Source organism: Pseudobdellovibrionaceae bacterium, from assembly GCA_023954155.1.
Taxonomy (GTDB): domain Bacteria; phylum Bdellovibrionota; class Bdellovibrionia; order Bdellovibrionales; family UBA1609; genus JAMLIO01.
The window spans coordinates 332182-355571 of the sequence record JAMLIO010000001.1 but is presented as its reverse complement, the minus strand read 5'-3'; the positions used below and the strand labels follow the sequence as shown (position 1 = coordinate 355571).

Sequence of the window (23390 nt, the reverse complement as noted above, 5' to 3'; positions counted from 1 at the left end):
GCCTTCTCCTAAACCTTAATCGTCACAATCTTCTTAATTACAAAACCACCAACAATCACCAGAACACAAACTACCAATAAGGCCATCATGCCCATAGTAGTTTCAAACAGTGGCGCTACAAACTCAGGGTCCATTGCTCTAAACATGAGTAATAATCCAAAAGGAACCATTGAAATAATAATCCCTTGCATTTTTCCTTGAGCTGTCATGGCCTCAATTTTCTTTTCAATCTTTTGTCTTTCACGTACCACACTGTTAATAGTTTCAAACGTTTGACCCAAGTCACCACCCGTATCACTCAGAATATTGACTGAGGTGACAAACATCTGCACATCCTGTTTTGGCACTCTGTCAGCAAAATCATTCATGGCATCATTCATCGACATACCTAGACGAATTTTATTTAAGATCATACTGAACTCTTGTGCGAGCGGACCTTTAATGTTTTCTACCACCGCTTCCATACTCTGCATCACACCTGATCCAGATTTGATACCGTTAGCCATGATCGTCATTCCATCGACCATTTGGTCTACAACTCTGGTACATCGTTTTTCATACATATTTTGAAAGACTTTAACTGGAATACTGTTGCCCGCAAAAATCATAGCAATGGCCACAGGGAAACCAATTTGAACATTAGGCCAAAATGCCAAAAAGGCGACAAGCCCTAAGCCATAACTCATCAGCACAAGCATCCAAAGCACTTTTTTAGGCTCTAGATCTGAATACATAAGGTCTAAATATCTTTCGATTTCCGCTTTAGAAGCTAAGGTCTTGGCTGAAAAATAGTTGTAGACGTAGGGACCGCCTAACAGAGCCGCTATAAAAATACTTACTCCAAAAAATGGAATAAATATCCATGTATTAGAAAAAAAGCTCTGTAAGTCTACTATCAATGCGTCCATCTTCTATTCATTCCCCGTTTTCTTTTGACCTGGTACAGGTGGAACATTAGGTCTTCTTCTTGCTGCCATAGCCGCATTCCTTTTAGGATTTTTATCTGCGACAGGAGCTGGTTTATCGTTAGAAAATATTGAATCTGGAATATGTACTCCACGATCTTTAAATTTTTGAATAAATGTAGGGATTGTACCTGTAGATTGAAAGCTCCCAATGATCTTTCTATTTTTATCAAAACCTTCTTCTTTAAATCTAAAGATATCACTCAAGGTGATCACATCTCCTTGCATACCTTCCACTTCAGTGATGTATTTGATCTTCCTGCTTCCATCACTCAAGCGTCCAATCTGAACAAATAAATTCACGGCACCTGCAATCTGTTCTTTAATCGCCCTTACAGGTAAATCCATACCTGCCATCAAACACAGTGTTTCCAAACGCGCTACAGCCTCTCTTGGAGAGTTCGCATGCACAGTAGTCATAGACCCGTCGTGACCCGTGTTCATCGCCTGCAACATATCTAATGCTGCACCATCACGACACTCCCCGACCACAATTCGATCAGGTCTCATCCTTAACGAGTTTTTTACAAGGTCCCTAATAGTGACGGCCCCTGACCCATCCATACCTGCAGGTCGAGTTTCCAATCTCACAACGTGATCTTGTTTCATTTGCAATTCCGCCGCATCCTCTACCGTTACAATTCTTTCATTTGCAGGAATAAATCCCGAGAGCATATTTAACAAAGTCGTTTTACCTGACCCTGTACCCCCAGAAATAATAATATTTAAACCTTGTTGAACACAGATCTTTAACAGGTCCACCATCTGTTGGTTGAGTGAATTCCACTGAAGATAATTTTCTGGTCCAATCGTATCCTTAGAAAATTTACGAATGGTTAAAGACGGTCCGTCAATCGCCAGAGGTTCAATCACCGCGTTCACACGACTCCCATCTTGTAAACGAGCATCAACATAAGGGGTTTTGTTATTGATCAAACGTCCTAAGGGCGTCACAATTCTTTCAATAACGTTACGTAGCTGTTCATTACTGGTAAAACGAGTTGGGCTTCTTTGAATCTTACCATTTTTTTCAATGAAGATCTTTTCACAACCATTGACCATGATTTCCGTTACAGTTGGATCCGCAAGTAAGTCTTCCAATGCTCCTAACTTTAGGGCTTCGTCCAAAACTTCTTTAATGATCTTACTGCGATCATCACGATTAAGCCCTTTTGCCATTTGATCCACAAGTTCTGTAATGGTCTTTTGAGTTTTTAGTTCTAGTTCTTTTTCTTTTTGAGCATCACCACGTGTAGAGTGGATGTCTTTCTTTAAATCCATCTTATGAATCAATTCACTATGAATCTGAATCTTAAGTTGAATATTAGGATCAAGCTTCGGTTGGTTTAAAGAAACCGATGAACCCTTTTCTTCCTTGGTTTTTCCCGCCGAGGCACTTTGTGCAAGTGCTTTTAACCTTTGTAATGTTCCCCCTGTGAGTTTTCTTATAACTTCATTATGTGCCAGCGCCACAGGATGTCTGGGGTTTGCATGACAGAAAGGGGCACCATTTGCCAAAGAGGAATACACTAAATTGTCATCCTGAGGGATCACAGATAATAAGGGACGTCTTAAACTATCACTAATCGCTTTAGGACTTAGACCACTGGAATGAGCTTTGTTAATTACAATTTGGAAGATATCCACGGGAAAAGTTGCTGTGACCAAATCATTGATCGCTTTTCTGGTTTGATTCACGGTTAAAATATCAGGAGTAGTGACCATGAGTGCAGCACTGCAATTTTCTAAAATCGTGTACTGCACCGTATCCATTGAGTTTCCAATATCAACAATGATGTACTTATAAAATTGACTGAATGTATTTAAAGCTTTTCCAAATTCTACCGCATCAATATTTATACTTGATGTGGGATCAACAACTGAAGCCAAATAATCTATTCCAGAAGCATGTTTGGTGATATATCCTGCGAAGGCCGCAACAGTCAAAGCGCTGCTATGTTTACATAAATCTGTAACTGTCTTTTCGGGTCGTAATCCTAAAATAATATTTTGGTCTCCACAACTCCGTCCATCCAGGTCAATAAGTAAAGTTTTACCCTTTAACTCATTACTTACAGCAATAGCAAAGTTGGCAGCAAAAATACTTTTGCCTACACCACCTTTACCACCTAACACTGCTATAAGATGACAACCCGAATGTACTGCCAAAAAGACCTCCACGTCCCAGTTTTACACTCTTTCTTATCGGCGACTCAGAACGAGAATATAAGTCTTATTTTTGAAGTCTGAACTTACGTTTGATATTTTCAGAGCCTGCACTAGCACTACTTTTGATCATAGGTGTTACAAACACCACAAATTGTGACTGACCACGAGAAAACTCTTTAGAAGCATAAAGTTTGATCAATGGATTAGGACTATCGGCTGGGAGTTTATTATAGCCCGTAGAAGATCTGCTTGTAACTAGACCTCCGATAGCAGCACTTTGTCCTGATCGCACCGTGATGTTTGTTACAACTTGGTTATTCGAAGTCACGGGTCCAAACTCTGTCGGCTCTAACATTTCACCAACTGAAAAATCAATCTTCATACTCACAATATCAGATCTCGCTCCTGTGATTGTAGGGGTGACTGTGGCATTGATACCCACACTGCGATTCTCAGAACTTGCCACGCCCGTAGGGCTTGTCACCTGAAATGGAATCTCTCTTTGCGAAACAAACTTCCCTGGGTTTCCATTTTCAACAATCACGCTTACACTTTGTAGAACTCGTGCGTGACCGTGCTCTTTGGACCAGTTTAATTTTGGTAATAAATTCTGAATGATCGCAGTGATTGTTCCGCCAATAGTCGAAGCTCCAGAAGACACGTTAGAAGACACTTCCATTTGGCTTCCGTCCCCCAAGGTGGGTATCCACTGGAAGTTGAATCCTCGTAAATAACTCTTCTGTAATTCTACATAATGTATAAGAATCTGAACCACTTTAGGTGGTTGACTTGGCGGCTCAGGTTGAATTCTAAGATGGTTGATCACGTTACCAAGTACGAATTCACCATCTGAAGCAATCTTCTTCTTTACAATGCTCATGCCTGGAAAAGGGGATGCTGTGGCGTAGTCAGACACACCAGGTGGCATATAAGCTTGAGCAATTCTTAAGGCTTCGTCGCGTTCATCAAGATCTCTAGCAACACCTTCTAATATAAAGAAACCATTCACAACTCGAACTGTAATTTGTGGGTTATTGATGTCTCTTTCTATCAAAGATGCAATCTTAGTCATGGCAAGAGGACTTAACTGTACAAGTGAAACGGCTTTAGATGGTCCATATTGACCAAGTACGGAAACAATACGGTTAAAGTCACTCACAAGAATGATCTGTCCATCTACAACAACTCTATCGCTCATAACTCGAATTTGAATACCTTCAATATTGCCCAGTAAATTTTTAATCTCTTTAGCAACTCTATCCAAATCATTTTTGTTAATAAAAACTCGGAGCTGCTTGATCACTCTATCTGTCTTTTTATCCAAAAATGTAATCAGTGCGCTTCCTGAAGATTTGGGTACAAGTCTTAAAACTTTTCTTTTGTTGTCCCAAGATATATCCACACGACTTGCAAACTTTCTGTCTGCAATTTTAAATTGAGTCTCATCAGGTAAATCAGAAAGCTCTAAGTCTCTGTAAATGCCTAACATCAGGTCTACCTTTTGATGGTTTTCAAAAGAATTATCTTCATAACCCAATAGAGGCTCCTGCGCTCTTGCATTGAGCGGGAAGCTGAGGACTATAAAAATAATAAAGAAAACCAATCTTTGTAACAACTTATGAGCTCCTATAACGATTTAAATCTTCCACTCTTGTTTCCACCCGAGCCTCTTCTTGGAGCAGAAGAACCTGAGGCAGAAGGCGCAAGATTACTTCTACTATCAAAACTAGGTGCAGGGGCAGATCCACCAGCTTCTGCCGTAGGGGCACGCGGTGCAGGGGCAGTTGGCGCAGCTCCTGGCGCTCCACGGCCTAAAATGTCATTTACATCTACAGCTGTTTTGGCCACAGCACCTGTATCTGATGGATGTCGTAATATTAAGAAAAGGTCCGTAGGGCTATTGGATAAAATATAAATCAACTTTTGTGCTTCTACAGGTGAAGCTTCAATGGTGATCGAACTGAAGCTTGTATCTTGGGTCATAGATTTTACAACGTAAGCTGTACCATCATTACTCATCTCAACACTGGCTGGAAGCTGGTTATGAACATTTGTACCTGTGGCTAAGATGATTGTATTTTGCATCAAAACTTTAACTTCTTTTTTTGTATTCAATCCTGAACCAGAAACGACAGATGCAACGATATCTACTCGATCACCTGGCTTTAACAGTCTGGCCACACTTCGCATCTCATCAATAGGAATAGTTAAGGCTCTTTTCCCTGGAGACACTTGGAAAGATAAGCCTGTCAATGCACCTGGCTTAGAAATCTTCGTTTTTAAAATCTGTTCCCCTTTAATAATAGGGTTAAGAGCGACATATCCTCTAAGTTCTGTAGGGTCAGTGATGGCTTGAGGAGCCACATACTCTTCTGGCACTTCAATCATCTCTACCGCAGTTTCATCTAAAGGTGTCATTTCGTTGATGTCTTTTTTAGCCACAACCACAGACTGTCTTTTTCCAAATTTATCTGTCATCTCTTTGTTCTTTTCTTGAATCCAAGAGTACAAGAGGAACACCGCAAATAATGCTGATCCAACTGCAATCCAAAGTGTTTTTGTGTCATTAGAATTCATTGTTCATTCCTCTAATTTGGCCTACCTGTGTCCACACGCTGCATCTATACATATTCCGTAAGAATTCTTAATCCAAACTTGATCAAATAAATGCTTCGTGTTTCTCCTATTCTGTAATGCTCCTCGGCTTAAATCTTCGTAGGCTGAAGTGTTATGCGCGTCCTCAGACCCAAGTCCAGCGGGGGCTCTGGGAGGAAATTCGATAGGCATCTTTTCTGCAATAAAATCGTTAGCGCCCCCAGACGAACTTCTAGAGGCAAAAAGTCTAGATTTTGTATTGTGATAACTGTGCACTGGTCCTGTAGTTCCCACATCACGCAAATAGTTAATATTTGTTCTATGTCTGATCAATTCATATCCGTAAGATCTTGCGGCAATGGATGCCAAAATCATTCTTTGTGTTACTCCATAAAAACCTAATGTAAAACCCGTCAGTGCAATAAAAATAAGAATCATGGGTACTGTTTCTAAAATAGCCATGCCTTCTTGATTTTTACGATTTGGATTTTTAATATCTTTTTTCTTATCTTTCATTTTAACATCCATTATCTGAAAAGATTCCCACATCATTATTAAATCCATGTGACGTGGCCTGATTGTATTTTCCACTGAGTGCTTTTATCGCATTGCCTCTATCATTGTTAAAGCCTAAGCACTCAATAGCGCTTGGTTCTCTATATAAAAATGCACTGATATTAGCTGTAAAGCCTTGGCCCTCTAAGGCCGCATCCGTTGATCCCAAAAATGGGACTCTAAAACTTAACATTTTGGCATCAAATACCACTGAAGTTCCTACAAACTTCTGTCTCCATTCTTCATTTACAGGTAACTCATCAAAAGGTCTGGCTTCAAAATCACTAAGTTTAATTCTCGATCTAAAAAATACAGCCAAAGAGGTATTTTCGGTAAGATGCTGAAACTTTTGTTGGGCTAATGTGGTTTGCGCCTGTACATCTTTATGTCCTGCAAAATAAGCTCTTGCAGAGGAAAACATCACATACTGTGTTGCCTGGGCCCCTAAAATAGTGAATGCCAGATGGTAATACACCTGCATAAGACCAATGACGATCATAAATGAAAATATAAAATCAAAAGTCAAAATTCCTTTTTGCCTTTTCTTTTTTAAACTCATTAGTCCCCCGTTCTCGTCATAGTGCTAGTGTGTGGATGCAATGTCGATCCATAGGCTTGATCCTCAGGCACCCAATTCCCTGTAGCCATCACGCCTGCTAATCTCTTCCATGGCCCCGCCACCATCTTTGATAAGACTTGATTGTCTCGCATGTACTTGGTTACAAATAATGAAAGCGATAAAAGCAAAATTACAATAAGGACAGCTTCAATAGCTAATTGTCCTACTTGGTTATTTGTAATACCTTTTTTATTTTTCTTGTTCATTTTAATATAACCCCAGTACTCTTAAAGAAAGCCACCCAAAAAGTATCCCAACAGTAAATGGTATTTTATGTACTGCATACGCAGCTCTTTTGAACACTGCTGCTGTTGTAAAAATAAGTCTAAATAGTGAGCCTTGTGCTAAAAAATAAACTAGAGAAAATACTCCACCCCAAATAATAGAATAAGCTAAAAACATAATGCTTTGATTAGGATTTAAAAACAGAGCCACCACCAACATGGACTTTACATCACCTGCACCGAGTATTTTAAATTTAAATAATGCTAAACCTATAACAAAAACAAGGGCAAAAGAAAGCAGAGGATGACTCCAATGTGAAATGGAGTGGAGATTTAACAAAAGTAAAAGAATAGAAATTCCCAAAGAGGCTAAGATATAAGAATTGAAAACCTTAGCATAAAGCAAATCCATAACTACACAGATTGATAAAAAGACTGAAACCCATAAATAAATCATAGACATACGATCGTCACCTGCCTACTTACTTATCGGTAATTTGATTCAAATTGATAAGAAAATTATTTCCATGTAATGGGATTAGCACAGGGAGTACCACTTGCTGGCACTGTAAAACAGCGCCCTGTGGTCATTTGCACTTCAACTCTAGCCGCAAGACTAGGGCCAGATTCCTTAAAAGCACCAATAGGCCCCTCACTACCCGCCATAACACGGATAGTGATCAGACCCACAAAAGCTAGTAATACAGTCAATTCAAGACTCATAAGTTATTACCTCTATATGTGATAGAGCTAAAAATCTTGTGATTTACTGTCCGTCAACTTGGAAACCACTCACGCCGCTATCAACTGTACTTAGACCTTTATTTAAAGTTTCTTTCAATCTACTTCTAACTAACATCACAAATCCAATTACAGCCACTAGAATTAAGATATACTCTACCATTCCTTGTGCTGACTCATCTTTAGCAAAATCTTTCATTAGTTTTTTAAAGTTTTTCATTACTAGCTTCCTCCTTATGAAGACATAATTAAATATCGGGTTCTCAAATAGAAAACTAAATAAGTTCCTCTTAGTTTTTTAAATTTTCTTATTTTGATACAAAAATTATTGCCCACTCATTTGTTTGCTGGCACCTGTACTGGGTTTAAATTCATTGCCCTTGCGCATCTGTTGCTCATAGGACTCCCGCTTTTCTCGTATAGTGCTCCCGCTTAAAGAACGTGCACTGTTGGGCAATCTGATTCCTCTTTCAAAATGACCTGCTCTGACTCTGATTTCTTTCTCTTTAGCAATAAATGTTTTACAGTTATTTATGGCCCTCTGAAATTTAAATCTTAATCCTTGATCTTCATTCTGCTCTAGGCGTCTCAAATTTCCCTCATAAAAACGTAAAAGGTCCTTTTTGTGATCTTCTAAATTTTCACAAGAGCTGTTCAACAAACCAAGCGCATCGTTATATTTTTCGTTCTGAAAATACGACTGACCCAAATACACTAAAGATAGTTCTCTTTGTGGATCAGAGTTCCGTTTTAAGACCTTTTCAGCATGATAAAAATCTTTGTTGTCATAATAAATCATCCCCACTCTTTGGATCACTTCCGTATCGTTGGGATAACGTTTAAATAGATCCAACATCATCTTTTCGTATTTTTCTTTTTCACCTGAATCCTGATAGGTTCTGGCTACAAAAACCAAAGGTTCTGCATTGTCTGGATTAAGCTCCGAGGCTTTCTGACAAGCACTTCGTGTCTGTTCTACTAAACCAAACTTACTGTTCCAATAACACAGATTCATAATGGTTTCTGGAGTTTCTTTAAAGATTTTGATCATCTCTTTTGAGAGCGCAATGCCTTCATTGACATTCTCTTGGTCTTTAATCACTGACATCATCCCTCTATAAGGAAGGACATTACGAGGCTCTATTTGAATAGCCGCCTTATAGTTTTCCATCATTTTATTTAAGTAGTCTTCATAATTTTCGTACTGCTTACCACTTTTTATTCTGCCATAAGCGATCTCTTTACTGACTTCTGCCAGTTGATAGTGAGCCTTAAAATATTTCGGTTTAATTCTTAGTATCTGTTCTAAAACTTTAACCTGCTCTTCTTTGTTATCTATTCTGTCGTAGGCCGTACTTAATAAGATTAACTCTTTAAGACCCAGATCTCTGAAGCCAGCGCCGTACTTTTCGACCATTTCTTTATAAGCTTCTTCATGAAATAACTGCTCAAGGGTCTGGGCCTTTAAGCCGAAGACAGGAACAAATAAAATACAGAGAAAAAGAAAGCTTTCTTTAATATTCCAAGCCAACTTCCCGATATGTTTTAATATGTGGAACATATTAAAGACTTTCTGCATTTTACTCACCCTCCCAAACACTTATCGGCAAGTGTATAAAAAATCTATACGTTCCAAAATAAGACAGTCCACATTTCAGTCAGGGCAAGCGGTCTTTGAATACGTTCTTATGTTGATTGTGACACTTTCCCTCATCGTAGGTCTGTCTATACATTTTATTAAGCCATTAGGGGATTATTTAAAACACAATGTCGGGGAATACATTCAGTGCTTACTTGAAACTGGTCAGCTCCCTTTTATTCTAGTCAATAATCCCAGTAGCGAATGTGATCTTGAAGGGCTCCAAGCCTCTAGTCTTGCAGAGTCTAGTGGCACAAGTGGAGGCAGCGGTTCTTCAGGTGATACAGGAAGTAGTAGTTCCAGTGATTCAGACTCTGACTCTAGACGAGGGGCTAATAATAAAAGTGGCAACTCAGGTAACAATTCCAACAATTCAGGAAGCGGTAACTCTGGCAATAATGGCCTTAGCCAAAACAGAAGTGGGGCCCTTACAGAATCAGGCGGTGGAAGCGGCTCTGGTGGAGGTGGTGGGTCTAGTGGCTCTAACCGAGGCCAAAAACTTGCTGCCAAAATCAATGTCGATGGGAACGGCGATGGCATTCAGCGTGGCCAAAATGCCTTTTATAAATACGATCAAGATCTTGGTCGTGGTATCTCTGGTACTATTCCTGTTGAGCGAAAGCCCGAAGAAGAAAAACTAGCATCCGTACGCAATCCCACAGAACCACCTAAGGCTAAACGAGATAATCAGGTTGAGGGCCTAAGAAAAAGTGGCTTCACTGCTCAAATGCCTGCTCCACAAAAAATGGGTGGGATAACTAACGAAAATGTCGATCTTGGACTAGATTTCGGTAAATATATTCGATACCTCATCATCGGGGGGATCATATTTGCTTTAGTTCTGATGGTCGTCTTGCAGCTCAATAGCTTAAGAAAGAGCATGTCAGGCGGAGATTAGAATTTAAAGACCCTTTGCTTTAATGAGATCCCTTACATATAGGAACTCATTGCCTGTCTAACGTGATTATAATACAACAGACACATGAAAGTGAGTTTAGCCCAAATCAACCCCACTCTAGGAGACTTCCAGTTTAACAGCCAACAGATCCTTGCTCGGATTCAAGAGGCTTATGAAGAAGGCAGTGACTTAGTAGTGTTCCCAGAATGTTGCCTATTTGGATACTACCCCGCAGATTTATTAGAGCGTGAGTCCATCGTAAAAGAGCAACTGAAATATATCGACGTTATAAAAAAGAAAATGCCGAAGGGTATCGCCGCACTTATTGGTTTTATTGACCTCAACACGGATCGCCGAGGTAAAAGGTTTCGAAATTCTGCGGCATTGATTTCTACTCACAAAATACACAAAGTTTTCCACAAACAGTTGTTACCTACCTACGACATCTTTGATGAGAGTCGTCACTTTGAATCTGGGGATATGAATAAAAATTTTATATCCTTTAAGGGTAAAAAGATTCTTGTCACTCTTTGCGAAGATATATGGGCTTGGGAAACACAACAAAGGGCACTGTATAGTAAAAATCCTCTTCTCTCTTTAAAAAACAAATGCGACCTTATTATAAATTTAAGTGCTTCACCTTACACTCTTACTAAAAGCAAACAGAGAAAATTGATCATCGAAAAAACATGTAACGCCGTTAAGGCGCCAATGATCTATGTCAATCAAGTGGGAGCACAAGACGAAACTATCTTTGATGGAGGCTCGTTAGTTGCAAATAAGAAGGGCCAGATTATTAAACAGCTCTCTATATTTAAAGAGGATTTATCTTCTATTGATCTTTCACAGATTTCAAATACTAAGGAAATCTCTGTTAAAAGTGGCTGCATTGAAGATGCCCTTATTTTAGGTATTAAAGACTTTTTTAAAAAAACTGGGTTTACGAAAGCGCATCTTGGTCTAAGCGGTGGCATTGACTCGGCAGTTGTGTATGTCCTCGCCTGCAAGGCATTAGGCTCAGAAAATGTTACAGCGATTTATATGCCTACAAAGTTTAATGCCAAACTCAGCGCAGATCTTTCTTTGAGACTTTGTAAAAATATGGGCCAACCTCTTTTACAATTTCCTATTGATGAAATCTTTGGAACCTTCTCTAAACATCTTGATGAACATTTGAATTTAAATTCTTTCAGTTTGGTGCATGAAAATCTCCAAGCTCGTATTCGAGGCAATATCTTAATGGCCTACTCTAATCAATTTGGTTCTATGCTTTTATCCACAGGCAATAAAACTGAAATGGCTGTAGGCTACACCACACTATATGGAGACATGTGCGGTGGTCTTTCTCCGATTGCCGACCTTACAAAAACTCAAGTCTATAAACTGGCAAGAGACATGAACGCATCTCGGGAGGTGATTCCTGATGAGATCATCACTCGCGCTCCTTCTGCAGAGTTACGAGAAAATCAAAAAGACCAAGATTCATTGCCTGAGTACGTTCTTCTGGATAAATCTGTCACTAAAATTGTTGAACACTGTTTAAAGCCCACAACACCTACTGACAAATGGACTTTAAATGCCTTAATGAAAAGTGAATTTAAAAGATGGCAAGCCCCACCTATTCTAAAGGTGACAGGGCATTCTTTTGGTAGAGGCAGAAGATTCCCTATCGCCCATAAAGCCTTTTATTAAATCTGTTTCACAAATTCCAAAACAATGAGGAGGCTTAAGATCATGATTGAGAGGCCAAAGCAAACCCTCGTGGTCACTCATCCATAACACTTAAAACAAAGTGGAGTTTTAGATCGTGAAGACGCTCAGGATTTCTATTAAATTTCTTTTTCGCAGCACTTTAGTATTTCAAGTGTGGCTTGCAAAATTCGTTGTGGAGGCCATTGGGATTTTTCAAAATTTAATGTGGAAGGAGGATAGTGTATAAAGCCCGCACGTATTGGAGTCCTATTTTTTTCTAAATCTGGTCTTTGCCTTGGAGCGCTGTTAGAGACCAAAGATGCTTCCCTCCCCACTGTGCTCTTATTAGCTATGTAATCTAGGAGCTGATACATTAAAGAGTTACACACATAAGTGCCTGCCGTATTAGAGATTTTTGCCTCAAATCCCTTTTGATTTAAATGCTCAACGATTTCAACAATAGGGAGGGTGGAAAAAAAGGCCTCCCGTCCATTAAACACAATAGGTCTTTCTAATGCCATATCCATATCATTATCTGCGATGTGTGCAGATTCACAATTTATCGCGATTCTTTCTATATTGATAACTTCTCTGTTATAAGCCAACCCAGTGCAAATCACATAGTCCACTTGTTGTTCATCCAAAGCTTCTTTGAGTTTTGCAAATGCTTGTTTGTAACTTACTGGTAGCAAAAGTGTTTCAATATGAGACAAGTGCAGTTGAGATAGATCTTCTATCAACCGCTGTGTAGGATTATGCTCATAATCCGCAAACGCTTCAAAACCTGTAATGAGAATCTTCTTTTGTAATTCCATAAACTCAACTATACTACTTTTATCCATCTAGCTTAAAGCCGCTCTCTGTGACCCATTTATCTTAAAGCACACATCCTGATTTGCCGATAGTATTGTATGTTAATATTTTTGACAGCATCAAAGACCATTAACAAGTTTGCTGCTTAAAAGAGGTTTAAAAACGATTTTAACAGCACTAGACGACAAAATATGTGGCATAACTCTCGCAACACAAATGCTAACAATGGGGGTTTAAAATGAAACTTATCACTATTACAGTTGCTATCTTATTTAGTAGCCAAATTTCTTTTGCTGCCTTAACAGCAAATACACCTAATTGCGACAAGCAAGCTAAACAAGATCGCCATGTCAGCGTTTCTACTTGTAACTTTAATTTCTCTTCTCTATATCCGTCTTGTGCAGGAAAAGTAAAAGAATCACCTGATGGCGCTAGAGGTGCAGATTATTCTCAAAAGAAAGGTTCTTAATTTAGTTCCTCTCTCTTTGGTTGAGACTTACCATTGTTCAAAGCCTTGGCTTCAGAGCTAAGGCCTTTTTTATTTTCTTTCAACGTATTTAAAGTCTCTTTGCGCAATTCCTCTTTGAGTTTTTCTTGGGCCTCTGTTGTCAAATCACCCACTTCTAATTTTAGACCCTGTAAAAAGCGTGCGACACTGGAATTATCTTTAAGTAAAACCTGCTTTACTCGTTCGCCTTCCGCCTTCAAATGTTGCTGAACTACAGGACGAGTGATGATCACCCGAGAGCCATCCTCTGTTGTGAATTCTTTAATAATGTCAGAAGTGAGCATCTGGCCCCCTTCAGCAATATTTTGAATTCTACGCGATGCCGACAAAGACTTCATCCAACTTGTAAAATGAACTTCCAGGGTTCTATTTTCTTTACCTATTCGCAACTGTAAAATCGAAATGATCACAAAGGTCACAAAGATGCTTTTGATCATAAACCATGTCACGCTCATAACACACCACCTTTTTTCATATTAACAGGTGTCAGTTTTAAAAAGTAGATCTGTCGGATCTTTCTTGATTGGACTTAGGTATAAAAAAAGCCCAGACTTTGTGTCTGGGCTCTCTATGTCACTCAAATACGGCAAACCAAATTTACCGCTATAAAAGGACATTACATCATAGGCATTCCACCCATGCCGCCGCCCATTCCATGAGAATGGCCACCGCCATCATCCTTTTTAGGGGCATCTGCGATCATGGTTTCTGTCGTCAACATTAAGGACGCCACAGAAGTTGCGTTTTGTAGTGCGCATCTTACAACCTTAACAGGATCAATTACACCTGCTGCAATAAGATCTTCGTACTCTTCAGAGTAAGCATTAAAGCCCCAGTTATCACCTTTGCCATTGATAACACGGTCTAAAACGATGGAACCATCTAAACCTGCATTAAAGGCAATCTGTTTAATAGGAGATTGGCATGCTTCTGCCACAATTCTTGCACCAAACTGCTCTTGTTCAGAAAGCTTTAAGCTTTCAATCGCTTTGCCTGCTCTAAGAAGTGCAGTACCACCACCAGGAACAATACCTTCTTCTACTGCCGCACGAGTTGCATTTAAAGCATCTTCTACACGAGCTTTCTTTTCTTTCATTTCAATTTCAGAAGGAGCACCCACGTGGATCACGGCTACACCACCAGAAAGTTTAGCTAATCTTTCTTTTAGTTTTTCTTTGTCATATTCAGAAGATGTTTCATCAATCTGCGCACGAATTTGACCGCAACGAGCTTCGATATCCGCTTTTGCACCCGCACCATCTACAACAGTTGTATTGTCTTTATCCACAACGATTCGCTTAGCATGACCAAGATCCTCTAATGTAGCTTGCTCAAGTTTGCGGCCAGTGTCTTCACTGATCAATGTTGCGCCTGTTAATACCGCGATGTCGTCTAACATGGCTTTTCTTCTATCACCAAAACCAGGAGCCTTAACTGCACAAACTTGGAGGTTACCTCTAAGTTTATTCACAACAAGAGTTGCAAGAGCTTCACCATCAACATCTTCTGCAATGATCAATAAAGGACGGCCTTGTTTAGCAACACCTTCTAAAACACCAATTAGGTCTTTCATCACACTGATTTTTTTATCAAATAAAAGAATGTAGGGACTATCAAGTTCTGTTTCCATTCTTTCTGCATTAGTGATGAAGTAAGGAGACAAATAACCACGGTCAAATTGCATACCTTCTACAACTTCTAATTCTGTTTGCGCTGTTTTAGATTCTTCCACTGTGATCACACCTTCTTTGCCCACTTTATCCATGGCTTGTGCAATCATCTCACCGATTTCTTTATCATTGTTTGCAGAGATAGCGCCCACTTGAGCAATCTCTTTAGAATCTTTAACAGGCTTAGCGATCTTTTTAAGTTCAGCAACAACAGCCTCAACAGCTTTGTCCATACCTTTTTTGATCGCCATCGGGTTGTGGCCCGCGCTCACAATCTTTGCGCCTTCGCGGAATAAAGATTGAGCCAATACTGTAGCAGAAGTTGTTCCGTCACCAGCATCATCATTAGTTTTAGCGGCCACTTCTTTCACCATCTGTGCGCCCATGTTTTCAAATTTATCTTCCAGTTCAATCTCTTTGGCTACAGTCACACCGTCTTTAGTGATAAGAGGCGCGCCAAAAGATTTATCAATAACAACGTTACGACCTTTGGGTCCAAGTGTTACTTTCACAGCATTTGCTAAAGTGTTTACGCCTTTTAAAATAGATTTTCTAGCGTCTTCACTGAATTGTAATTCCTTGCTCATTTAATACTCCTAAACGTATTTTAATTTTTTAATTAGTTGATCACACCGAAAACTTCGTTTTCTCTCATCATTAGATATTCAACACCATCTATCTTAAGTTCTGTACCAGCGTAAGTACCAAAAAGAATCTTATCGCCCACTTTAACTTCTAATGGAATTGTCTTTCCATCATCTGTAACGCGACCGACTCCCACCGCAACGACCTCACCTTTGGATTGTTTTTCTTTTGCAGAATCAGGGATGATTAGACCACCAGCTGTTTTATCTTCTTGCTCTGTTCTTTTGACCAAAATACGATCGTTGAGCGGGCGAACATTAACTGCCTTTGCCATGAATAGACCTCCTATTTTAATAACTCATTATAATGGCTAAATTTTTTTATTTTTATGTGGTCAATATGGAGCCTGTGTCATGAGAGTCAAGTAAGCCCAGAAAATTTTTCTATAAAAACTACGGCCCATCAAAAGGGCTCACACTGACTCAAACCTAGGCCCGTGTTTCTCTTGATTTTTCTACTGCTTACACCATGTATATTGCGTCGCATTATCGGGGTGCTGCCTTACAGATTAAAGACCCCTTGAAAGCCGCTCCTATCTAGGCATTGCGAGGGTCGGGGGAAACCAGACCCTAAAGGGAACTTGGGCCGCGTGTTGCTCCTATCTCTTCGCTCCGCGCAGGTCGCAAAAGCCTTTCTTAACTCTCGAGAGGAGAGGTCACCGTATCCTCGCTGTCTAACACCAGCTCGCCCATGCCTTGGTCTAAACTTTCGATCTTTCGAGCCTGTACTAGCACTCGGCTTTCAAATGAATTTCTAGCTTTTTTAAAGGTGTCTAAACTTTTTTGTAGATGATCTTCAATTTTTAAAAAGGTTTCGGTAAATGTTTGCAGTCTTTTTTGTAGCTCTTTGGATTGATTATAAATCTGACGAACATTTTGAGACACCTTATGCTCACCCCAACCCATGTGTATGGCTCGAAGTAGGGCAATAAACGTAGGTGGTGTGGTAATCAAAACTTTGTTTTTAAGAGCGTACTCTATGATCTCTTTATCAGCTTCTAGTGCGGCATACAAAAAAGATTCATTAGGTAAAAACATAATCACTTGATCTAAACTTTCAAAACCTACAGCTTCAAAATATTTTTTCGAACCTAATTCGCGAATATGTGTTTTGAGCCGTTGTGCATGATCTTTGATATGCTGTTTTTTAAGATCTTCATTGTTTTCGTCAACAGATTTCAAATAAGAGTCCATCGGTGTTTTAGAATCCACAATGATTCTTTTTCCTGATGGAAGCCTTACAATCAAATCTGGTTTTAGAGACTTGTCATCTTCAATGAATTCTTCTTGCGTAGAAAAGTCACAAAACTCTGACATCCCTGCAAATTCAACACAGTTTTTAAGTTGCAGCTCTCCCCAGCGTCCACGAATGTTGGGTTTAGTCAGAGCTTCTTTTAAGGATTGAGTCTGTTGGCTTAGATAGGTTCCTGTCTCAGCAACGTACTTTAATTGCCCTTCGACAAGACCCAGAGTCTTTTCTCTTTCTTTTTCAAACTCATTAAGTTTATTTTGATAAGTCTGTATTTGAGCAAAAAGATCTTTGAACTCTTTTTGCAGATGCTGTTCCCTTCGCTCTGTCACTTTATCTTGCGAGGCCACTTCATTCTTAAAGCTCAATTGAGCCATTTCTAATAGCTTCTTTGATTTTTCTTCTAATATTTCTGCCGAAGTGGTTCTAAAGCTATCTTCAAGTTCACGCTTGATATCTAGTACCAGTTGTTTTTTTTCAGACAGCTCATTCTGCAAGAACTCGTGAGCAAATTGTGATTGTGCTAGTTCTGATTTCAGTTTGTCTATTTCCTGCGTGCTCTTATAAAATTTGAGCCTAGAAAGCAGGTAGCCTATGACTAACCCCAACAGAAAAACCGCAACTAACAGAATAGGAACAAATGCACTTATTGTCATACTCACCTTAAAACATCCCTAAATTTAAACATTTATTTATCTTTCGTGCTAGCACCAGCGCGCGCTCTCAAAAGAGTTCCTCTTTAATCTACATATATACAGGACGTGACCTTATAAATTCCCGACTTGTCCATGTAGTAGTCCCCATCAATAATCAGAACGATCTCTTCGGTTTCATCTAGCAAAATAAAAAAATCGATCTTTAAAGCATGGCCTTGGGGTGTGACTTCTAAAATGTCCACAGCAGGTTTTCTGATGATCTGCATATCTGTAAGACCGATTTGCATCACGGCATATTCAATCTCATTGTCTTCGTCAAAGCCCACTTCTGTCCAAGAGCCATTATCTGCAAAACAGTTGATCTTTCCAGCATGAGCGTTAAACCCCACCAGTGTGAACAGTGTTAAAATAAAATATTTCATGTCTTCCCCCACTTCTTATCCTAAAACTCTAATGTAAATCACCAGTTTCAATACAACTTAAGCACATGTAGTTTGTTCTTCCTGACACTTCGTTTACATCTTATTACAGAAGGGACAGCATCTACACTTTTTGAGCGTGCCTAAATGCACAGCACTTAGCGCCCCATCGTAGACTCTTTTTAACATAGATCAAAATGTTTTATTATTCTTAGTTTGGTCTGTAGAAAAATGATGCAAAATGGCTCAGATGGAGGGATTCGAACCCCCGACAGGGTGATTAACAGTCACCTGCTCTACCGACTGAGCTACATCTGAACGAAGCCTTATTTTTAGATGAAGACTAGAATTGTGTCAATCACATGGACAAATTAAGGCCTGGGCTTTATTTTATAAAAAGACTAAAAAAACAGCACTTACACAAAAGAAAGGACTCGAAAATGATTCAACTAAGACGAGAGGGCTTGTTCGTTGCGTTAATAACCCTATTTTTCTGTCTAGGATTGAGCGCATGCTCACATGGAGGTTCCTCGTCCAAGGCCTCTGCCCATGGCAAAAAAGAATGCTGCAAGACCAAGAAAGATCACCATGCCCATGAAGGCCACGATCACCACCATCATCATAAAGATGGGGAAGCCTGCGACCACAGCCATGACAAAGACCATAAGCATGACAAAAAAGAGTGCTGCAAAACCAAAAAGTCCGAAGGTGAAAAGAAAGAGTGTTGTAAGACAAAAAGAGCTGACAGCGAAAAAAAAGATTGTTGTAAAACCAAAAAGCCTGATGGCGACAAGAAAGAATGCTGTAAGACTAAGAAACCTGGTGGTGAGAAAAATGAGTGTTGCAAAACTAAAGCAGCAGAGAAAACTTCCGCCACTCCTCAAGCCACAAAGTGATTTAACCAAAGGGGGCTTATCGTCCCCTCACTGCAATCTTGCCACACACACTCTGAATATGAACATAGACTTCAGAATCTAGTCTATGATTTAAGTCTGAAGATTACTCACCACTTCTAAAAACTGGGATTTGCATATCTGGCCTTTTTTCCTTGTCGGTGCCCTCGTTATGCTGCGAGCCTTTATCTTCTGCTCTGGCATTCTCCTCATCGTCTTCATCTCCAAAGAACACCTCTTCAATAAGACTTGATTCCTCATAGGGATCGTGTGGGCCATTGTTGTTTGCTAAATAATAAATGATAGAGCCAAAAGCTAAACACAAAGTGATCACTCGCAAAACCCACGCCCAAAAACTAAAATCACGGTGATGCTTATCTACTATTTTTTTGAGGTGCTCTCTATTGGGATCCATGCAACTCTCCTGTCATTTGACCATAAAGCTCGGTCAATTCTGTATATATTTCTGCCAATGTCATCGTTCCATCAATAGCCATTTTAAGTGGAGGACGACTCGGAAATGAAGCTACCCGTACGTCATCATAACCCCATTTCAGCAGTAAATACACAAGGGTTTCAAGTGTCTCGTCATCTAAAAGTATAAAAGAATAAAAAATAGGGGTTTTAGTGATCAGAATGGCATCGTATCTAAAAGTTTCAGCTTTGATCTTCTGATCTTTTAAGGCCTGTGCAGAAGGATAATCTAACTGAATAAAATAACCCGCATCTCTATCCCAACCTACATTCTGAACTTTATAAATACCCTCAGGAAAGGAAGAATCTGTAACTTTCATTCGTAATCCATGACCCTCACTCCGAAACAGAAACTTCAACCGCGTCCTTTGTTCTTGCTGGGGAAGCCATAATTCCATTTCAGCTTCTTTTTTGAAAATACTGAGGTATGCCGTGCCTTCATTTTTAGAAAGCAGATAACCCTTACCTTCACGCTCTAGGCGTTCGGGAACAGATTGTGACAGCTCTTTTATAATTTGCTCTTGTGTCCGTTCGGAGTGAAAAGTGTTTTGAGCATCAAGACGATTTTTGAAAATCTTTAAAGCTATCGCAGAAAGAAATAAAACTACAACTAACCCTATTAAAACCCAATGTAATCTGATACGACTGCCCACACATCTGCCCCTTATCTCTTATTTTTTCTTAAGTTTCTTAAGAGGTAAAGTCTCTTTTTACTAAATCATCCTTTAGGTACCTTTGGACTCTGTCTCTTATCCACAAAACCCATTTCTGACCAAAAGCTTCGACTTTGACGATCGCCAAGACCAAACTGAAGTTTTCTATTTTTAATCTCAGATGAAGAGACCCATGAACCAAAGATTTTATCCCAAATGGACAAAGACACACCAAAGTTTTTATCTCTATGCTCTAGAGCAGAAGAATGATGGATCTGGTGCTGCCTTGGACTGATAAACACTGTCTCAATCCACTTACCAAATCCTATAGGTATGTGGCTATGCCTTAGGTTGGCGCCAAGTAAATTAAAAAGAAACCCGAAAATATTCACACCCAACAAGGTCCACAGTGTTAAAGGCCTTGAAAACCAAAATACAAAAAGACCTGTAACCACACCCAGACTTAAGCTGTTCCTCAAGGTGGCAATAGCAGATTCCACAGGATGAGCCCTATACAACGTAACGGGTGTGAGAATCTTTGCCGAATGGTGCACAGAGTGAAACTTCCATAGGAGTGGTACTTTGTGCATGATCATGTGATGGAAAAATCTTAAAAAATCATCCCATATAAACGCAACTACTGTAAAAACAAATAGAGGCAACGGAGTAATGGCTGCTGAAGCATGGTCAGGAAAATTTGTATTTAGAAGCTTAGCTAAGTTCTTGGCAATCCAGAAGCTAAAATCCAGAAAAGGAATGAACAAAGCTACTTTAAATAAAGAGTTCATAAAATAGATATAGTAATCAAACTTTGTTGATCTATTCCACCAATATTTCTTTCTAAAAACCAAACGTGAAACCTGAGATGGTGTGTTTTTAAAGCCATAGGTGAAAATCACCCACACCACAATCAATAAAAATGCGACTAAAATGTTCCAATGAAAAAGGCGTGAGCCTGGCTCATCCACAGGAGCCAAAACCAGGTCTAACCATTTTTTGATATCAAATGAAATCTCGCCCATAGCCTCTACCTAGAGCATACATAGCGGATTGGGCCCTATTTTACCACCTAATCTTTACCGACTGAGCTTAAAACTTGTGAGTGACACCCAAATGAAAAGACTGTCTTTTACCTGATCTGAATCCTGCGGGTCTAGCCGCCACCATATATTCTGCGGCTAACACGTTATCCACTTTATAGGTCATATCCCAATTCTCACTAAAGATATAACGGCCAGAGAAATCCACCACCGTATAGGCTGGGATTTTAATACGATCTGTATTATCAATAGACTGATCGTACATAAAAGATTGATAGGTTACAGACAAATAATTTTTAGTGAGTTTGGTCTCTACACCTACGGTCAACGACATCTGGGCTTCAGGAACGTAAGGCAAAGGATCTCCCTTAGACACCGTGCCTATTCCCCATTCATGATTTGTAGAATTGAACTGTGAATCAAACGCAGCTGAAAGAAGGGTTAGGTTTGCCTGTAAAGGTAAATAAAAAGACTCAAATATAAAGCCCTTTGTGGCACTGGCTTCAATACCAAAAATGCTGGCCTTACCTCCATTGAATGCCACTCCCAGAGGCGTCCCCGTACATCCTGACGATACCGTACATGTCCCTGTGATATTCTGATAGTGGGTGAAAAAACCCGTCAGATCAGCTTCAATAAAACGTTTAGCATCTCTGTACTTAAGCTGAGCTTCAAAATTATCTGCCTCTTCTTTAACTTCTGTTCCTGCCACAGAAATGCCCGATAACGTTGCCGCACGGTTGTAGCTTATCGCTGTTGAAAACATAGGGTGCCATCGGTAAAGTGTCGATAAACCTGGGATAAAAATATTATCACTTCTTTTGGCATTGCGGCTGGGCGTGAGCGTGTCATCCAAATCCATCCCTACCCATTCATATCTTAAAACTGGAGTCACATTCCATTTGCCAAACTCAATGCTGGATCGTGCAGATAAAGTGAAGGCTTGAGAGGTTTGACTCTCTAAAGCGTCTGTCTGAGTAGGCGTCATTGTTCTTTCTAATTTACCGTCAAACATTTCATAACGATCTGAAGTGTGGTCTCTCTTAATCTGATCTTGGTGAAACCTTACAAAAATTTCTGGTGAGATTTTATAGTTATTAACTTGATATTCTGAAGAGAAATTTGTTTGTATCCCTTGGCTATAGAATCGTCGATCATTGCCAGCAATGACAATTTCGGCATCGGGACCAAGATCTTCAGTGTCTCTTGCTCCAGTTAAAACTTCATAAAAAAGTGGAGCACTCGATGGATTTGCAAGTAGGCTTCTGAAATCCTGTCCCCCTCTAAAACGGTCTGCGCGATACCATTTGCGGTGAAAGTCATTGCGATAAAGTGAGGTCTTTAAAATTGCCACGTCACTTAATTGCATTACATGATGCAATTGGTATTTTTGATGATTCCAAAGCATCTCATCTAAAGCCGTGGATGAATATCTTCTAAAAGGACTTGCATTAAAATCTGTACGGGAAAGCCCAACATAGGTTTCGTTGGAGTCTTCATAAGAATAACCAAGATGGACTTGTAGATAATGCTCGTAACCTTTGGCAGAAAATAAGTCCCACTTTAATTTTCCAGAAAGATCAATCTTTTCGAAACCCGCATTGCCCCCACCATCAATCTTTTTAAAACCATCGCTTCGCAAGTACGCACCTTGAATGAGGTATCCACCAAAACTTGTAGGCGCAGAGTAATTAAGTTTTGTGTTCAGAGTATTAAAAGACCCGCCAGTGGCTTTAAGCTCCCCGCCCTGCGTGTTGCTGATAGGAATGGTGACATAGTTGACCGCCCCCCCGATAGAATTTGGCCCAATATGAATGGCAGAGAACCCTTTCCAAACTTCTAAACTATAAATATTATTCATGTCTGGGACGTAGTAAGCGGCTGGAGCAGAGTACGGAGCTGGTCCAATTAAAATATCATCTTCCAAAATGACCACTTTTTTTGAACGATCAGGATTTGTCCCACGCAGCCCAATGTTAGGGCGCAAACCTAGTCCCTCTTCCTCTCTAATATATACACCTGAAGTGTGCTTAAGTGCACGGTTGACGTCAGTGAATTGAAAGGACTCTATCACCTCATTTGAGATTTTTTTGGGATTAAAGGCCTCTTCGACTTGGCCCATGCTTGTGCCAAAAACCACAATATCATCTAATTTTTCAGTCTGTGCAGATGAAGCAGAATTCACCCTATCCTGTGCTAAAGAAAAAACAGGGGCTGTCATTATAAATAACAGCCCCACAATAGTAATATTTCCAAAATACTTTTTCATTAACC

The 23390-nt window shown here is 39.7% G+C and carries 25 protein-coding genes and 1 tRNA gene; 3 read left to right on the top strand and 23 right to left on the bottom strand.

Translation table 11 applies throughout. The annotated features are described in order from the left end of the window. Nucleotides 1–8: 8 nt before the first annotated feature. From M9899_01620 to M9899_01570, 11 genes are all read right to left on the bottom strand, one after another. On the bottom strand, nucleotides 9–908 hold the full coding sequence (locus tag M9899_01620) for a type II secretion system F family protein (protein ID MCO5112852.1): 900 nt from the start codon (nucleotides 906–908) through the stop codon (nucleotides 9–11). 3 nt (nucleotides 909–911) lie between these two features. Continuing rightward, nucleotides 912–3134: a Flp pilus assembly complex ATPase component TadA gene (gene tadA, locus M9899_01615; GenBank protein ID MCO5112851.1), complete on the bottom strand. Its 2223-nt coding sequence runs from the start codon at nucleotides 3132–3134 to the stop codon at nucleotides 912–914. A gap of 64 nt (nucleotides 3135–3198) precedes the next feature. Beyond that, nucleotides 3199–4749 carry a type II and III secretion system protein gene (locus M9899_01610; GenBank protein ID MCO5112850.1) on the bottom strand — a complete coding sequence of 517 codons (1551 nt, stop codon included), beginning with the start codon at nucleotides 4747–4749 and terminating at the stop codon, nucleotides 3199–3201. Nucleotides 4750–4760: 11 nt separating this feature from the next. Beyond that, entirely contained in the window at nucleotides 4761–5711 is a 951-nt protein-coding gene (cpaB, locus tag M9899_01605; protein ID MCO5112849.1) for a Flp pilus assembly protein CpaB, read from the bottom strand. Between the two features lie 21 nt (nucleotides 5712–5732). Further along, nucleotides 5733–6245, bottom strand: a complete 513-nt coding sequence (locus M9899_01600) for a hypothetical protein (GenBank protein MCO5112848.1) — start codon at nucleotides 6243–6245, stop codon at nucleotides 5733–5735. A 1-nt stretch (nucleotide 6246) separates the two neighbouring features. Then, complete coding sequence (locus M9899_01595; GenBank protein MCO5112847.1) at nucleotides 6247–6843, bottom strand: hypothetical protein; 597 nt, start codon at nucleotides 6841–6843, stop codon at nucleotides 6247–6249. Then, entirely contained in the window at nucleotides 6843–7109 is a 267-nt protein-coding gene (locus M9899_01590) for a hypothetical protein (protein ID MCO5112846.1), read from the bottom strand. The genes M9899_01595 and M9899_01590 overlap by 1 nt, the downstream gene beginning before the upstream one ends. Nucleotide 7110: 1 nt before the next feature. Further along, nucleotides 7111–7590, bottom strand: coding sequence for a prepilin peptidase (locus M9899_01585; protein ID MCO5112845.1), 480 nt, complete (start codon nucleotides 7588–7590; stop codon nucleotides 7111–7113). A gap of 56 nt (nucleotides 7591–7646) precedes the next feature. Further along, entirely contained in the window at nucleotides 7647–7850 is a 204-nt protein-coding gene (locus M9899_01580) for a hypothetical protein (protein ID MCO5112844.1), read from the bottom strand. A gap of 43 nt (nucleotides 7851–7893) precedes the next feature. Continuing rightward, nucleotides 7894–8088: a hypothetical protein gene (locus M9899_01575; protein ID MCO5112843.1), complete on the bottom strand. Its 195-nt coding sequence runs from the start codon at nucleotides 8086–8088 to the stop codon at nucleotides 7894–7896. A 105-nt stretch (nucleotides 8089–8193) separates the two neighbouring features. Next, a complete protein-coding gene (locus M9899_01570) occupies nucleotides 8194–9429 on the bottom strand; it encodes a hypothetical protein (protein ID MCO5112842.1) in 1236 nt (411 codons plus the stop codon). A 127-nt stretch (nucleotides 9430–9556) separates the two neighbouring features. Here M9899_01570 and M9899_01565 point away from each other — a divergent pair, with 127 nt between their 5' ends. Beyond that, on the top strand, nucleotides 9557–10405 hold the full coding sequence (locus M9899_01565; GenBank protein MCO5112841.1) for a hypothetical protein: 849 nt from the start codon (nucleotides 9557–9559) through the stop codon (nucleotides 10403–10405). 84 nt (nucleotides 10406–10489) lie between these two features. Beyond that, nucleotides 10490–12097 carry an NAD+ synthase gene (locus M9899_01560; GenBank protein MCO5112840.1) on the top strand — a complete coding sequence of 536 codons (1608 nt, stop codon included), beginning with the start codon at nucleotides 10490–10492 and terminating at the stop codon, nucleotides 12095–12097. A 137-nt stretch (nucleotides 12098–12234) separates the two neighbouring features. Here M9899_01560 and M9899_01555 read toward each other — a convergent pair whose 3' ends face one another. Then, nucleotides 12235–12939: a hypothetical protein gene (locus tag M9899_01555; GenBank protein ID MCO5112839.1), complete on the bottom strand. Its 705-nt coding sequence runs from the start codon at nucleotides 12937–12939 to the stop codon at nucleotides 12235–12237. 209 nt (nucleotides 12940–13148) lie between these two features. Between M9899_01555 and M9899_01550 the strand changes: the two genes are divergently transcribed. Continuing rightward, nucleotides 13149–13379: a hypothetical protein gene (locus tag M9899_01550; protein ID MCO5112838.1), complete on the top strand. Its 231-nt coding sequence runs from the start codon at nucleotides 13149–13151 to the stop codon at nucleotides 13377–13379. Here the strand turns inward: M9899_01550 and M9899_01545 are convergent. The 11 genes from M9899_01545 to M9899_01495 all read right to left on the bottom strand — a co-directional run bounded on the left by M9899_01545 (nucleotide 13376) and on the right by M9899_01495 (nucleotide 23385). Then, nucleotides 13376–13873, bottom strand: a complete 498-nt coding sequence (locus M9899_01545; protein ID MCO5112837.1) for a hypothetical protein — start codon at nucleotides 13871–13873, stop codon at nucleotides 13376–13378. The two genes, M9899_01550 and M9899_01545, sit on opposite strands and share 4 nt — an antisense overlap. 161 nt (nucleotides 13874–14034) lie before the next feature. Continuing rightward, nucleotides 14035–15675, bottom strand: a complete 1641-nt coding sequence (groL, locus tag M9899_01540; protein ID MCO5112836.1) for a chaperonin GroEL — start codon at nucleotides 15673–15675, stop codon at nucleotides 14035–14037. A gap of 32 nt (nucleotides 15676–15707) precedes the next feature. Further along, a complete protein-coding gene (locus M9899_01535) occupies nucleotides 15708–16007 on the bottom strand; it encodes a co-chaperone GroES (GenBank protein MCO5112835.1) in 300 nt (99 codons plus the stop codon). A gap of 361 nt (nucleotides 16008–16368) precedes the next feature. Beyond that, nucleotides 16369–17637, bottom strand: a complete 1269-nt coding sequence (rmuC, locus tag M9899_01530; protein ID MCO5112834.1) for a DNA recombination protein RmuC — start codon at nucleotides 17635–17637, stop codon at nucleotides 16369–16371. Between the two features lie 83 nt (nucleotides 17638–17720). Continuing rightward, entirely contained in the window at nucleotides 17721–18059 is a 339-nt protein-coding gene (locus M9899_01525) for a hypothetical protein (GenBank protein MCO5112833.1), read from the bottom strand. A gap of 239 nt (nucleotides 18060–18298) precedes the next feature. Further along, nucleotides 18299–18374, bottom strand: a tRNA-Asn gene (locus M9899_01520). A 197-nt stretch (nucleotides 18375–18571) separates the two neighbouring features. Further along, nucleotides 18572–18961 carry a hypothetical protein gene (locus M9899_01515; protein MCO5112832.1) on the bottom strand — a complete coding sequence of 130 codons (390 nt, stop codon included), beginning with the start codon at nucleotides 18959–18961 and terminating at the stop codon, nucleotides 18572–18574. A gap of 94 nt (nucleotides 18962–19055) precedes the next feature. Next, on the bottom strand, nucleotides 19056–19364 hold the full coding sequence (locus tag M9899_01510; protein ID MCO5112831.1) for a hypothetical protein: 309 nt from the start codon (nucleotides 19362–19364) through the stop codon (nucleotides 19056–19058). Then, on the bottom strand, nucleotides 19351–20076 hold the full coding sequence (locus M9899_01505) for a hypothetical protein (protein MCO5112830.1): 726 nt from the start codon (nucleotides 20074–20076) through the stop codon (nucleotides 19351–19353). Before M9899_01505 ends, M9899_01510 begins: the two co-directional genes overlap by 14 nt. Nucleotides 20077–20141: 65 nt before the next feature. Next, a complete protein-coding gene (locus M9899_01500) occupies nucleotides 20142–21098 on the bottom strand; it encodes a sterol desaturase family protein (GenBank protein MCO5112829.1) in 957 nt (318 codons plus the stop codon). A 67-nt stretch (nucleotides 21099–21165) separates the two neighbouring features. Next, nucleotides 21166–23385: a TonB-dependent receptor gene (locus M9899_01495; protein ID MCO5112828.1), complete on the bottom strand. Its 2220-nt coding sequence runs from the start codon at nucleotides 23383–23385 to the stop codon at nucleotides 21166–21168. Between the last annotated feature and the right edge of the window lie 5 nt (nucleotides 23386–23390).

Bases quoted from the DNA above. Each gene is read 5' to 3' on its own strand.
- M9899_01495 (MCO5112828.1), bottom strand. From the start codon at position 23,385: ATGAAAAAGTATTTTGGAAATATTACTATTGTGGGGCTGTTATTTATA.
- M9899_01600 (MCO5112848.1), bottom strand. From the start codon at position 6,245: ATGAAAGATAAGAAAAAAGATATTAAAAATCCAAATCGTAAAAATCAA.
- M9899_01550 (MCO5112838.1), top strand. From the start codon at position 13,149: ATGAAACTTATCACTATTACAGTTGCTATCTTATTTAGTAGCCAAATT.
- M9899_01555 (MCO5112839.1), bottom strand. From the start codon at position 12,939: ATGGATAAAAGTAGTATAGTTGAGTTTATGGAATTACAAAAGAAGATT.
- rmuC (MCO5112834.1), bottom strand. From the start codon at position 17,637: ATGACAATAAGTGCATTTGTTCCTATTCTGTTAGTTGCGGTTTTTCTG.
- M9899_01570 (MCO5112842.1), bottom strand. From the start codon at position 9,429: ATGTTCCACATATTAAAACATATCGGGAAGTTGGCTTGGAATATTAAA.
- M9899_01510 (MCO5112831.1), bottom strand. From the start codon at position 19,364: ATGGATCCCAATAGAGAGCACCTCAAAAAAATAGTAGATAAGCATCAC.
- M9899_01525 (MCO5112833.1), bottom strand. From the start codon at position 18,059: ATGAAATATTTTATTTTAACACTGTTCACACTGGTGGGGTTTAACGCT.
- M9899_01500 (MCO5112829.1), bottom strand. From the start codon at position 21,098: ATGGGCGAGATTTCATTTGATATCAAAAAATGGTTAGACCTGGTTTTG.
- M9899_01580 (MCO5112844.1), bottom strand. From the start codon at position 7,850: ATGAGTCTTGAATTGACTGTATTACTAGCTTTTGTGGGTCTGATCACT.
- cpaB (MCO5112849.1), bottom strand. From the start codon at position 5,711: ATGAATTCTAATGACACAAAAACACTTTGGATTGCAGTTGGATCAGCA.
- groL (MCO5112836.1), bottom strand. From the start codon at position 15,675: ATGAGCAAGGAATTACAATTCAGTGAAGACGCTAGAAAATCTATTTTA.
- M9899_01585 (MCO5112845.1), bottom strand. From the start codon at position 7,590: ATGTCTATGATTTATTTATGGGTTTCAGTCTTTTTATCAATCTGTGTA.
- M9899_01590 (MCO5112846.1), bottom strand. From the start codon at position 7,109: ATGAACAAGAAAAATAAAAAAGGTATTACAAATAACCAAGTAGGACAA.
- M9899_01565 (MCO5112841.1), top strand. From the start codon at position 9,557: ATGTTGATTGTGACACTTTCCCTCATCGTAGGTCTGTCTATACATTTT.
- M9899_01575 (MCO5112843.1), bottom strand. From the start codon at position 8,088: ATGAAAAACTTTAAAAAACTAATGAAAGATTTTGCTAAAGATGAGTCA.
- M9899_01545 (MCO5112837.1), bottom strand. From the start codon at position 13,873: ATGAGCGTGACATGGTTTATGATCAAAAGCATCTTTGTGACCTTTGTG.
- M9899_01595 (MCO5112847.1), bottom strand. From the start codon at position 6,843: ATGAGTTTAAAAAAGAAAAGGCAAAAAGGAATTTTGACTTTTGATTTT.
- M9899_01620 (MCO5112852.1), bottom strand. From the start codon at position 908: ATGGACGCATTGATAGTAGACTTACAGAGCTTTTTTTCTAATACATGG.
- M9899_01535 (MCO5112835.1), bottom strand. From the start codon at position 16,007: ATGGCAAAGGCAGTTAATGTTCGCCCGCTCAACGATCGTATTTTGGTC.
- M9899_01560 (MCO5112840.1), top strand. From the start codon at position 10,490: ATGAAAGTGAGTTTAGCCCAAATCAACCCCACTCTAGGAGACTTCCAG.